The organism is Blautia sp. RTP21359st1_E11_RTP21359_211015, assembly GCF_040910705.1.
Taxonomy (GTDB): domain Bacteria; phylum Bacillota; class Clostridia; order Lachnospirales; family Lachnospiraceae; genus Blautia_A; species Blautia_A fusiformis.
Genome location: NZ_JBDGAB010000026.1, coordinates 1 through 12395 on the forward strand (window position 1 = coordinate 1; position 12395 = coordinate 12395).

At 36.2% G+C, this 12395-nt stretch carries 9 protein-coding genes, 1 pseudogene and 1 CRISPR repeat array; all 10 genes and pseudogenes read right to left on the minus strand.

Translation table 11 applies throughout. The features are described from left to right. The first annotated feature begins 91 nt into the window (after positions 1-91). Positions 92-1890: a CRISPR direct-repeat array (repeat unit 30 nt; unit sequence CTTTACATTCCACAATGTTTCTATTAATAC). Positions 1891-2068: 178 nt separating this feature from the next. After that, positions 2069-2347, minus strand: coding sequence for a CRISPR-associated endonuclease Cas2 (gene cas2, locus AB5026_RS10280; RefSeq protein WP_015526369.1), 279 nt, complete (start codon positions 2345-2347; stop codon positions 2069-2071). Between the two features lie 3 nt (positions 2348-2350). Further along, positions 2351-3343: a type I-B CRISPR-associated endonuclease Cas1b gene (cas1b, locus tag AB5026_RS10285; RefSeq protein WP_178687408.1), complete on the minus strand. Its 993-nt coding sequence runs from the start codon at positions 3341-3343 to the stop codon at positions 2351-2353. Between the two features lie 27 nt (positions 3344-3370). Beyond that, on the minus strand, positions 3371-3865 hold the full coding sequence (gene cas4 / locus AB5026_RS10290) for a CRISPR-associated protein Cas4 (RefSeq protein ID WP_256163988.1): 495 nt from the start codon (positions 3863-3865) through the stop codon (positions 3371-3373). Between the two features lie 10 nt (positions 3866-3875). Beyond that, positions 3876-6275: a CRISPR-associated helicase Cas3' gene (gene cas3, locus AB5026_RS10295; RefSeq protein ID WP_256163986.1), complete on the minus strand. Its 2400-nt coding sequence runs from the start codon at positions 6273-6275 to the stop codon at positions 3876-3878. Positions 6276-6373: 98 nt separating this feature from the next. Next, a complete protein-coding gene (cas5, locus tag AB5026_RS10300; protein ID WP_256163985.1) occupies positions 6374-7087 on the minus strand; it encodes a CRISPR-associated protein Cas5 in 714 nt (237 codons plus the stop codon). Continuing rightward, positions 7065-7946, minus strand: coding sequence for a type I-B CRISPR-associated protein Cas7/Cst2/DevR (cas7i, locus tag AB5026_RS10305; protein ID WP_174095684.1), 882 nt, complete (start codon positions 7944-7946; stop codon positions 7065-7067). The genes cas5 and cas7i overlap by 23 nt, the downstream gene beginning before the upstream one ends. Before the next feature lie 2 nt (positions 7947-7948). Then, positions 7949-9652, minus strand: coding sequence for a Cas8a1 family CRISPR/Cas system-associated protein (locus AB5026_RS10310; protein ID WP_237972100.1), 1704 nt, complete (start codon positions 9650-9652; stop codon positions 7949-7951). Between the two features lie 13 nt (positions 9653-9665). Beyond that, on the minus strand, positions 9666-10388 hold the full coding sequence (gene cas6, locus AB5026_RS10315; RefSeq protein WP_174095685.1) for a CRISPR-associated endoribonuclease Cas6: 723 nt from the start codon (positions 10386-10388) through the stop codon (positions 9666-9668). A 498-nt stretch (positions 10389-10886) separates the two neighbouring features. Continuing rightward, entirely contained in the window at positions 10887-11663 is a 777-nt protein-coding gene (locus tag AB5026_RS10320; RefSeq protein WP_368213286.1) for a TatD family hydrolase, read from the minus strand. Between the two features lie 24 nt (positions 11664-11687). Next, a pseudogene (locus tag AB5026_RS10325) lies at positions 11688-12095 on the minus strand (MOSC domain-containing protein); the annotation flags it as partial. Between the last annotated feature and the right edge of the window lie 300 nt (positions 12096-12395).

Here is a 12395-nt window from a genome sequence, read left to right on the forward strand (position 1 = left end):
AGGCCTCCTATGATTTATATTTTACCATAGAAGACCTTGCTGTTATTAGCTATTTACAGAAAAAGTTTCACACACTCAATTGTTCTTAATCTTTGACACTCCATAATGTTTCTATTAATACAATCTTCCGGATTTTTTCTCCTTCTTTTTTTAGCAGCTTTACATTCCACAATGTTTCTATTAATACTCTGCTCTTCGGTCAGTTTTCTCGGGGCTCGTAAATTCTTTACATTCCACAATGTTTCTATTAATGCCAAGACCGTAACGCTTATAAATGCGATTTGCATACGCCTTTACATTCCACAATGTTTCTATTAATACTGAGTCTGATTCCAGTTTTGTGTAACCAGATGCCACTTTACATTCCACAATGTTTCTATTAATACGTACCAGGTTTCCGAATTCTGCTGTTGACTGATACACCTTTACATTCCACAATGTTTCTATTAATACCGCTGCGTCGTAAATCATTAAAGAATCCGCATCCTCCTTTACATTCCACAATGTTTCTATTAATACCAGGCAATGCTGGGCGTAGAAGCTGACGGACAGTTCTTTACATTCCACAATGTTTCTATTAATACGACTGCTCGCGTGGATTAAACCGCCGGACACAGGACTTTACATTCCACAATGTTTCTATTAATACCAGCAGTATACTCGATCGGCGCAGCTTCTTCTTTCTTTACATTCCACAATGTTTCTATTAATACGATCTCCTTCAGGTACGGCGTCTTTTCATTTCGCCACTTTACATTCCACAATGTTTCTATTAATACACATACGCTACAAGAGATGCGGTAGGAGCACTTGAAACACTTTACATTCCACAATGTTTCTATTAATACAAGGAACCGACGGAGCCAGGAAGGTTATAAAGCGTCTTTACATTCCACAATGTTTCTATTAATACAGTTTGTCGCTTGCATATTCTTCTTCAAAACCTGACTTTACATTCCACAATGTTTCTATTAATACGGATAATTTTGTGCCAACCAGTCGAATAAAAACGTCTTTACATTCCATAATGTTTCTATTAATACTGCTTAAACCGCATAAACTGCTGTATCATCTGCATCTTTACATTCCACAATGTTTCTATTAATACCAGAGGAGGTGAGAATGATGTGGGTAATATTTCTCTTTACATTCCACAATGTTTCTATTAATACACAGAAGATACCGGGCACTCCAGAAACATCATATATCTTTACATTCCACAATGTTTCTATTAATACGATAGTACAGATTTTCACGACGGAGCTCATCACTCTTCTTTACATTCCACAATGTTTCTATTAATACTGCTTGCAGTCCAAGGACTTCTCTCTTTGTCTTTCTTTACATTCCACAATGTTTCTATTAATACGAAACAACGGTAAGTGTTGAATTGTAATCATTTACCTTTACATTCCACAATGTTTCTATTAATACAGAGTAAGAACAGACATCGACTGTAGAGGGCTCTGCTTTACATTCCACAATGTTTCTATTAATACCGGAGTAACCCAGGAAGCAATGCAGACCATGATCACTTTACATTCCACAATGTTTCTATTAATACAAGTAACGGTTTTGTCGTCATAAAAAATCAAAATGTTCTTTACATTCCACAATGTTTCTATTAATACAACCGTGTAACCAATGTAACCAAGGTTTTCATATCTTTACATTCCACAATGTTTCTATTAATACCTGCCGGTTCATTACATCATTAAAGGCTCTGAGCACTTTACATTCCACAATGTTTCTATTAATACCAGTGATGCCACATCAACCGCAACGGAAAAAGTCCTTTACATTCCACAATGTTTCTATTAATACTTCGTTTCATGCCATTATATCACTAATGTTTGCCCTCTTTACATTCCACAATGTTTCTATTAATACCCGTGCTCCACATTCGCCTATAATACATCGTTTATTTTACCATTTTCTGTCGACCTTGTCATTTACAATTATTTTATACACAAAATAGATATTATAACACTCTATAAAACTTCCATTTTCCTTATAAATAAAGGCTTTGTCAACCTCCCGGGATTTTTCCCGTATCGTAGGTTGACAATTACAAAATAAAACTGGTTGCATCATCTTTCCGTCCCCAGAATTCCTTATCCAACCATTTTTCCTGCCTTGATTTAAAAATAATCACAGAATCCAATTCTTTATCTATACAGAACTTAAGTTCCTGTTGTAACTTTGCCAACTGAGCCTTAGAAATTTCACCTTCAAAAACAGAATTCTGGATATGCGTTAAATACCTTTTACAAATCTTAAAAATCCTCGACCAACGCTTCGAACCATTTTCCTGCTGACTCACATCATAAACCAAAACTACATACATAATTCACCACCATATTCTGAACCCTTCATATTCTTTTTCACCAAGCAGATGCTTTATCAACTTATAGCACTCCAACCGAAGTAAATACTGATAAGAAACCTGCCTTCCCAAATTCTTGTGCATCACAGTCTTTTTAAGATTCTTTTCAAGTTCAGATACAATCAGTTTAGAAGCATCTTTTTTCAAATGAAGAAAATTTAGTTCCTTCGTAAAACTATCCTCTGTAATCTGATTTCGATTCAACAACGAGAAAATCAATCTGTCACCAATCAATGGTTTAAACACTTCCGCAATATCCAGACTCAATGAAAATCGTCTTGCTCCAGGTTCATGCAGATAACTGATCGTAGGATTCAACTGTGTATGATAAATCTCGCCAAGCACTTTCGTATAAATTAATGTATTTACAAAAGAAATCAAAGAATTGATCATGTTATCTGGTGGATGCATTACACGCTTTTCAAACTGAATCTCCTGATTAACAATCACATTCCACGCAGCATAATATCTTCTCCTGATGTTCCCCTCAATTCCCATCAGTTCTTCAATCGTTGTCACACTACTTAGCTGTTTACGAAGAGAATCCACATCTCTGAGATATTCCGACACATCTTTTCCCCGACCATTATAATACCGAAGATTCCGATAAATACTATCTGCTGCCGCCTCTATAAATTTTCTTGCAAGAACCAGCCTTTTCTCATAATCTGTATAATAGCTGACCTGTTTCACCAACAGCTGGCCCGCTAGCAGACTTTCTCTCGGATAATAACTTCCCATATAAAAATTATAATAATTGAAAAAATGCATCGGAATCCCATACTGAGATATGTAATCAATAAACTTCGTATTAAACGACATCTCAGACATAACATAAATATCTGAAATCCGCTCAATAGGAATATCCCGCTTTTCACCATCATAATTTGTAAACTGAAGCGTATTATCTTTCCGTTTCAAATCCCCGTTATTATAAACATAAAAACTTTGCTTCATGCTTTTCCCCCTATACAAATCCAAAGTTTATATAGTACATAAATCATAATAAGCACATTTTTTGCATAATTTACTATTACCAGAAACCGGCAGAATCTCCTGATGTTTAATATCTGTAATCTCAATAATAATCCGCTCCAGAATTTCCACATCTTTTTCTGACAATTCAACAATTACCGACTTCTTCAGCAACGGATAATCAATCTTCCCTTTAAGTCCGCTCACCCCTCGTTTCTGCAAATAATAAAGATAATACTTCACCTGCCAGATTCCAGCATCTTCCACAGCCTTACTCTTCTTAATCTCATGCAGTTCCTTATGCTCACTGATAAAATCAATATTTATAATATCATCGATATTTACATGTTTATCCTTTTTCTTATAACTACTCTCATCCAGAATCTTACCAAGCATTACATCTTCATTCTCCGTTTCCATCCGAATATCATGACAAAAATACCATAATTTCCGCTTACAAACGAAATAATAGTAAATCATCACACCAGTGATTCTCTCATCCATACATTTTCTCCTACATAAAATATCCACACTGCTCAAGAATCTCAGATGTCAACAATCCCTGACCTTTTCCTGTTCTGGGATCAAATTCATATTTATATTCTGTACGATGAATATCTGTAACTTTTTTGCAATCTTTAAAACCAACAGAAACTCTGTCTACATTTTCTGGAAATTTATTATTATAAATACTCAAATTTAATGTCATATCCTCCAGTTTAGATCTTATAAGACTTTTCGTTTCTTTACTTATATTAGATTTCCGCAGAAAATCTGTTCCATATTCAAACAAATCCATTTTCTCCTGATAAATGTCTTCCGGTACAACTGTTACACTATCAATTTTTCGTATTTCAGCTTCTTTCAGTTTATAATCTACAGGATGAATTTTTGAAAGTCTTTGCAGACAATCTTCTATTTCTTTATAATAGCTCGTTTTTTTTATTTTGTCCGGATCATAAACCTGATTCATATATGTCGTTTTCATTCTTTCTACAAACTCTAAATTTTCATACTGAGCAAGCAAGTCCAACGAACGATCATACATAACCGGATCATAAATGCAATTTTTCCCAACACCATTTCTATTATCATATATAAAAATATTTGCTTCTTCCGGAAAACACCTTCCTTTTCTGTTACAACGTCCCATTCTCTGCAAAAGGCTGTCTGCTGTACACATTTCAGTATGTAGTATATCAAAATCTATATCCAGACTCGCTTCCACAATCTGCGTTGTTATCCATATTCCGTTTTCTTCTGACTCAGCAAAATCCATAATCTGTTTTTCCAGAAAAGCTCTGTCTCTTCTTATGTAACGCGAATGCAACAAATAAACATTTTCTGATTTCTCTTGCATTTCTTTATAAATTTTTTGTGCCCGGGAAACTGTATTACAGATAATCAAAACCTTTTTATTTCTGCCCTGCTCTAATATTTCATCAATATCCATTTCTGATTTTCTAATCTGAATCTTATGCCTTGCGACCTGATTTGTTGAGTATTCCTCTCCTGTAAAATCCTTAAAAAGATACTGTTTATTTTCTATCAGGCCATTTTCTTCCATAAAATGTTTGAGAACGGGCGGAAATGTTGCCGTAATAATTGCAAAACGCCCGCCCATTTCCTGGATTGTTTTCAATCCATATATAATAATCGCAATAACTGAAGGTTCATAGGATTGAATTTCATCTAATATTAATTTAGAATATTTCAAAGTTGCTGCAAAAATTTCCGTTCCCAGTGCTTTATATACAAATTTAAATAGCTGATCAACCGTACAAACAGTTAATGGCTGCGCCAGCATTTTTGCACGATCATATTTTACATTGATATCCAGTTCATTTTCTTCAAACTCTTTTAAATACATTGACATGCTATCAGAATGTAACAATGCAACATTTTCATAAGAATAATTATTTTTAATACGAGAATAAATCGCATTAGAAGATACCTTCAGGGGAAGTGTATAGAATCCCTTTTCTCCATCAAGCCATAACAATGCAGCTTCTGTTTTTCCGGAACCTGTAGGTGCTACAACAACCAGATTTTCATTTTTATGTTCCATCATAAATTTCTGTGCAGGCCGCAACTCTTTGTTCTGAAGATAAGTTTCTATATTTTTCCTTAATTTTTTCTCACGCAGATCCGGCTCAATTTCTGCCCTCTCATACCCTGCACTTACTGTGTAATCAAATTTATTAAGCAAGCCTTTGATCAAAAGATACTCTTCCCAAACTTTAGGTTCAATTGGTTCTCGGCGGGCATAAGAATTATTGCGATACAATAATTTAGACTGGTTACTGCAATATAATTTCTTGATATCTCTTTTCAAATATTTCCTTATCTGTTCTATATAATACTTTTCTGCATATTTCCGAATATCATCTCCCTCATAAACATCTTCCCGATCGTGATGATGATATATTGCTGTAATAAACGGTCTGAAATCTTTTTCTGATAATAATTCTGATAATTTTTTAAATTCCTTTCCTGATATAGTAACTGCACTTAAAAATCCATGAGGAATTTGTGTAATCCGGCTTATATGCGAATATGTATCTTTTACCTGAACTGAATTTACTAATCCCTGAAAAACCAGATTTGCTTTCCCCCAGTCATGCATTCTGCAAGCTTCTATAACCAGATGTTTTTCTTTTTCTGTAAAATATTCTCCGTATTCTAAAAAAAACATCTCTGCGCATCTTACAATGTCGTCCTGATGTTCCTTTAATGTTTTCTGTTCCTCTTCTTCTATATTCTGCAAATGAGCTATATTATTTTTAATAATCTTAAGATCTGTCTCTGTAAATTCATCTTCAAGATTTATTATAAGATTTTCCAATTCAGCTCTGACTTTATCTATTTCTCTCTGAGACAAAATCTTTTTTCTGGATTTTGCATAATACTCCATAGCTTTCTCCTTCCGGAGGCAGAGTATCTACTCTGCCTCCTCATAAGCCTGTCCATAAAGCTACTGCATTGCAAAGGTAATCGTCATTTCTTATTCAATCAGCAAAATATCAACGCTGCATCTTTCTCAAAATCATCTACATATGCTCCTTCACCTATTGAAGTTTTTGCTGAACAATAATATGCCTTTACTCTTCCATTTTCTTTTTTCCAACGACGCAGACCTTGCTTCGTAATTTCATATTCTTTTGTAAGATTATATATTGTTCCACGTTTGTCTCCTAAGTCGATTCCATAGTTCACCGGTATATACATATCTCTTTTCGTTTCCACTTCATCTTCCTGATGGATATTTACAATATCCACCCGTTCAATATCCAACAGATCTTCATATCGTCCCAATGATAAATATCTTGGCGGATATTTCAGTGAATTATATACTTTCTCAAAATCATCCTCTTCTGGAATCACATGTATTACCATATCATTGTCACAAACCAGTTCAACATTGGCAATTCCCCTGAAAATTCCGTATTTATCTCCATCTTCAACACAGATCTGATGCCGTCCTTCTTCATATTTCGTACCTGCTGAAAATGAATATCTTGTATAAAGCTCCGATACCGTTCCACTGTTTGTTCCCTGTATGCAAAGCTTCATTGGATGAAACTCTGTATAACCACAGGCTGCATGGATCATTCCAAGGACTGTAGAGTATGGTGGAAGAGGAAATGTCTCTTTAATAATAAAGCTGCTTGGTTTCTTATAATTTACCAGGTTCTGAAAACACTTAATCCTGATTGCCCTCTCCATAATACTGCTCCACTTCCTCTTTCAGATGATTAAACACTGAACCTACAGATTCTGTTTTTAATGCTTCTTTTAATTTATCCTCATTATCAAAAATACCAGCTGTAACACCTGCATACGTATAATTTCTGATATTATCATCCTCAAGTAATTCCTGCAGTGTACTTACATTGATCTTATTCTCATCTACTTTTACTCTGTTCTCAAAAAATGGATTTTTTCTGCTGTATCTACCTCCAATTATAAATAATGGACTGAGATTTTCTCTTCTTCCTTTAATATCTCTGTACAAATAATGAACAGAATCCAGGAGAACTTTCACTCTTTCTGCTTTATCCTCTTCTGCAATATTGATCTCACCATCTACACCAACTCTGTCCAGATCTATCGACATAGTATAAGAATAATAAGAGCGATGGATCTCACTCTGTGCAATACCATTCTGCAGATTTCCTCTCACAGCAAGTCCCATATTGGTCAAAAATTCAAGATTTCCCTGAAATGGTTCCAACGCAATGGCATTACTGAGTCTGGCAACTGCACTTCTCGTAGAAGCTCCACCTGTCTGATCTTCTCCCTTAGAAGTTGTTTTCATATATCCAAACAGATCGATCTCCGGATAGTCTGCAATTGTTGCAGAAGGAGCAAACTGTACTACTCCACTTTTTCCATCTACAGGTGTTGTATCCCAGCTTGCCTGCTGTACCATGTTATATCTCAGTGCCTGTCTGGAAATATATGAATACTCTTCGTAATCTCCTCTGGTCATCTTTTTCAGTGATGAAATATTTCCAATTCCCTCTCCATAATTTGCGCTTTCCGCCAGAAAAATCACTGTAAATGTTAAACCTTCTCTTTTCATAGTCATGCTTCCTCCTTTTTAGGCTCATAAGATCCCACTAATCCCATTACAAACGCATATCCATATTCCGTGAATTTCTGTTTATCATTTAACATCTGAACAAATCCTGTTGGTATCAGGAGTTCATGTCCATCTTCATTTCTCCTGGAACCATATGCACTGTATAAACGCATCACAACATCCATAAATTTATTTACATTTCTCACAGCTAACGCATTTAACAGCTGATATTCAATACCTCTAAGGCCTTCACTGGAAGTCATTCCCTTTGCAGTCATGATTACTTTTCTCAAATCCGCTCCACTTTTTTTCATAGCTCCACAACTCATAGAAATCTCCTTTCTTTTACCCACATTTGCAGGATATGCAACTACAAGTTCCGTCCAAAGTTGCACCTCATATACCCAGAAAATATAAAAATTCTTTGATTCCTCTTTTATATTTTCTTTAAACAGCTGATTTAATAACTGATACTGCTCCCGGTACTGCAAAAGATTCATAACTACTGTTTCATGTACATTTATAAAATTATCTTTAACTTTAGTGATCGGAGCTTTAGCTAACGCAGTTAATGCATCAGATACTCTTTTTTCCTTGATAATTTCCACTATTCTTCTGCGAATAATACTTAATTTATACCTGTCATCTGCACCTACTCCACGCAAGATCACCTGGGCATTTGATATTTCCTGTTGCTTTTCTCTTAATAAAACATTGATTGTCTCTGCAAACCACTGAGAATATTTTTTGTTCTCAGTTTTTTCTCCTTCTTTATCAATTCTTCCTATTTTAGAATTTGTATATAATAAAGTATTAATGCTGTCATTTGTATTTACAAAAACAAATTTATTTGCATACAAACGAAATCCCAGAGGGCTTAGAGCATATATAAAAGCACAACCCGGGCAAAGAAATGCATCTACTTTACAGTCCCAAAATGCAGAACGTTTTCTTGTAAAATCATCTCCAACCTCATTCATAAATGCTATCGAAACTTTTTCTTTCGGCCCTGTTGGATTGCCACAATCAATGCAGAGATCTTTCACCTTTTTATGATCTGTATTCAAATATTTTCGGAATGGTTCGGAGAAATCTTTTTCAAATACTTCTCGCATATCTTTCTTTGCATTAGGACGTAAAAGAAAACATTTTCCATTCCAGAACCTATTTATATAAGTATATATAATACTTTTCATTGCAAAGGTTTCGCTGCATTCTGGCTGATTTATAAACTCCTGAAGTTCTTTTAACCGGGTTTTTAATTCTTCTGATGTCAGCTTATCACTGAGTTTATTTTTCTTTAGTTTCTCATATATTTCTGGATTTTCAATCCTCTTTTGAATATTTGCAAAACCAGCCTGATAGCTGTTTGATAATAGCTTATCATTTATAAATTTCAGATCTTCTTTTTCCTGTTTTCCTGAATTCCAGTTTTCACTTTCTATCTTTTCAAGACATGATTGAATTTTATCTTTAATTCCCTGATATGTGCTGAATGGTCCAAAATATCTGATAAAAGCTTTAAAATACATATCCGTCCAATCTGCATTCTGTGCATAGTCCATGCTGACCCACATTGCCTGATTATCATCGGTATATCCAAAATCAACTTCTTTCTCAGCCCCCGCAGTTTCAAGCATGTAATGAAATCCTACAATTCCAGCATTCTTCAGGAAATCACCAAGAGTAATCACATATTTTTCCATGATGGTTTACCTCCTAATATATGACTTCCCACATCCCTTTTCCAAGTGATCTTCTTGTCCCCAATCCTGCTACACGCAGAAAATTTAATAGTTCCAGATTTCCTGTTATCTTATATACCCCGATGCTTCCATCTACTAAGCGGCTCCACGTCCTTGTTACCACTTTTTTCCCCTTCAATGGAGTTATAGAAAAATCACTGATATCCATTTCCAAATTCAATTTTTCAAGAAAAATACTCAGATTTTCCTTCACCATTTCTCCAAATTCCAGATCTTTACATGTGTAATACTTATCACTATTATTTATAGAATCATGCTTACGAACAATAAGTGCACTCCTCATTTTTATAATAAGTTCTGTATCCTGTATTTCTGGAATGTTTCGTATCTTTACTGCCATCAATCGCATAGAGTTCTGATTCATAGAATATGGCTTATATTTCATAAGTATAAATGCATTATAAAATTCAATCAGTTCCCCTATGTCTGCATCTGAAAATGTCATAGTAAATCGGTTCTGGTTAAGTAATATTTTTTCCTGTGTAAATCTTGCCCCAGGCAGGTATGTTGCCCAGGTATATTTTTTTAATATGGACGAATTTTTATTATAAAGCTTTTCAAAAAGTGCCGGAGAATAATTCTCTATTGTTGCTTTCAGAAAGCTAACCAAAACCTTGTCCAGTTCTGCCGGAATTTCAGTTGTCTCCAACTGAAATTCCAATTTTAATTCATTCATCTTGTTCCTCCCTTCTATGGTAATTAATTAAATTGTTTTCCTTCTTCTAAAATATCATATATCACAGCCTAAATCAATACATAAAATAAATAACATTCTAATGGAAATAATATTTTTTTCTTTAATTTTATGCTTATGTCATATATAATATATAAAGAATAGGATTATCATTTTGGAATGTAAATTTAGATTGTTAATTATTAATCTATAATTTCTATAATAGCCCCATATTGGAACCCTGACAAAAGAAATTCCCCGTGGTGGTAAACTTTCGTGTCAACCATGCGCCGCCGGTACTGACAAGAGCTTTCTTTTAAGTTCTGAGAGATGCAGGAGAATGGCACGCCTGCCGGGTGATTTCCTTGTTGATCTGAAAAGGAGTCGTTGTTAAACAGATGTTTCATCTACTATACAACGGCTCCTTCTTCATTTCATATTACTAAACTCAAATGAACATTCGGCTATTTGCTCATAACAAAGCACTTTTTCCCAAGTTTATCAAATTAAATTCAACACCTTCATCGCATTACTCTCCGTCACAGCCACAACCTCCTCGCAGCTGATTCCCTTAATCTCTGCAATGGTTTTCACAACCTCCGGCAGATACAGGGAGCTGTTTCTTTTTCCACGGTTCGGCACAGGTGCCATGTACGGGCAGTCGGTTTCCAGCAGAATCTGATTCAGCGGTGCATACTCTGCCACTTCCTTCAGCTTCCGGGAATTCTTAAAAGTAACCACTCCGCCGATTCCGAGATAAAGTCCCATATTCAGATACTCTCTTGCAATTTCTTTGCTATAGGAAAAGCAATGGATAACTCCACCATACATCCCGTCCTTCATATATTCTTTCACGATATTCAGCGTATCCTCCGCGGCGTCACGGCTATGAATGATAAACGGAAGCTGTTTCTCACGGGCAATGTCCATTTGCTGGCGAAATACCTTCTGCTGAAGAAGATGCTCCTCCTTCTCCTTATGCCAGTAATAATCCAAACCGATCTCACCTACAGCCACAGTCTTTTCCATGTCGCAATATCTGCGGATCTCATCCAGAACTGCATCATCCACCTTATCCGCATCATCCGGATGAATACCCATTGCGCCATAAATAAAAGGATACTTCTCCACCAAATCATAAACCCGGTCAAAATGTCCCACAGAAGCACACACATCCACAATATGCCCGATCCCGTTCTCCTGCATACTATCCAGCATGGCAGAACGATCCTCATCAAAAGCCTCATCATCATAATGTGCATGGGTATCAAAAATCATAGCTTTATCCACAGTCATCTCGTCACCAACGGAAACTTTTCCACCTTTCAGCACTCTTGTAAACACACCTTCCCGGGGCATGATGCACTCACCCATCTTCTGAAAAATAGCACAGCCATTGTGGCACTCCTTTCCGATCTGAGTCAGTTCCAGCACAACCTCACCACAGCGAAATCTGGTGCCAACCGGAAGCTTTGCAAAATCAATCCCTTCCACAACCAGGTTCTCACCAAAAGCACCATCCTCAACCTCTGCGCCCTTCGCACGAAACGCATCGATCTTTTCACCGGAAAGAAGACTCACCTGCCGATGCCACTTTCCGGCATGAGCATCCCCCTCAAGCCCCCAGTCCTCCACAAAAACCGCCGAACCAACATTCTTCTTCTGTGTTCCTTTCTTCTCACTGATACAAACCGCAAGTACTTTTCCCATAATAAACTCCTATTAATTACACATCGTTACCAAATTTATTCCTATATCACACCAGCAATATTAATTTCCAAATATCAATACATCCGGCAAAACCTACCACATGCAACTCGCAAGCCTCAGGAATTATGAATCGCTGGAGATGAATTTTAATCATAAAACCTACCACATTCAACAACCAGCCCAACGGAGGCAGGGCCAGTGCGGTGACGTTAGCGGAGCGGCCGTCGAGAGGCGAGTATAGCTGCTGCCACCGAGCGCCCTGTTTGAGCCACAGGCGAGTTGGCGCGAATGGCAGCAAAC

What these genes read in the sequence shown, in the direction of transcription:
- cas2 (WP_015526369.1), bottom strand. Translation starts at nt 2,347, where the DNA reads ATGTATGTAGTTTTGGTTTATGATGTGAGTCAGCAGGAAAATGGTTCG.
- cas1b (WP_178687408.1), bottom strand. Translation starts at nt 3,343, where the DNA reads ATGAAGCAAAGTTTTTATGTTTATAATAACGGGGATTTGAAACGGAAA.
- cas4 (WP_256163988.1), bottom strand. Translation starts at nt 3,865, where the DNA reads ATGGATGAGAGAATCACTGGTGTGATGATTTACTATTATTTCGTTTGT.
- cas3 (WP_256163986.1), bottom strand. Translation starts at nt 6,275, where the DNA reads ATGGAGTATTATGCAAAATCCAGAAAAAAGATTTTGTCTCAGAGAGAA.
- cas5 (WP_256163985.1), bottom strand. Translation starts at nt 7,087, where the DNA reads ATGGAGAGGGCAATCAGGATTAAGTGTTTTCAGAACCTGGTAAATTAT.
- cas7i (WP_174095684.1), bottom strand. Translation starts at nt 7,946, where the DNA reads ATGAAAAGAGAAGGTTTAACATTTACAGTGATTTTTCTGGCGGAAAGC.
- AB5026_RS10310 (WP_237972100.1), bottom strand. Translation starts at nt 9,652, where the DNA reads ATGGAAAAATATGTGATTACTCTTGGTGATTTCCTGAAGAATGCTGGA.
- cas6 (WP_174095685.1), bottom strand. Translation starts at nt 10,388, where the DNA reads ATGAATGAATTAAAATTGGAATTTCAGTTGGAGACAACTGAAATTCCG.
- AB5026_RS10320 (WP_368213286.1), bottom strand. Translation starts at nt 11,663, where the DNA reads ATGATTTTTGATACCCATGCACATTATGATGATGAGGCTTTTGATGAG.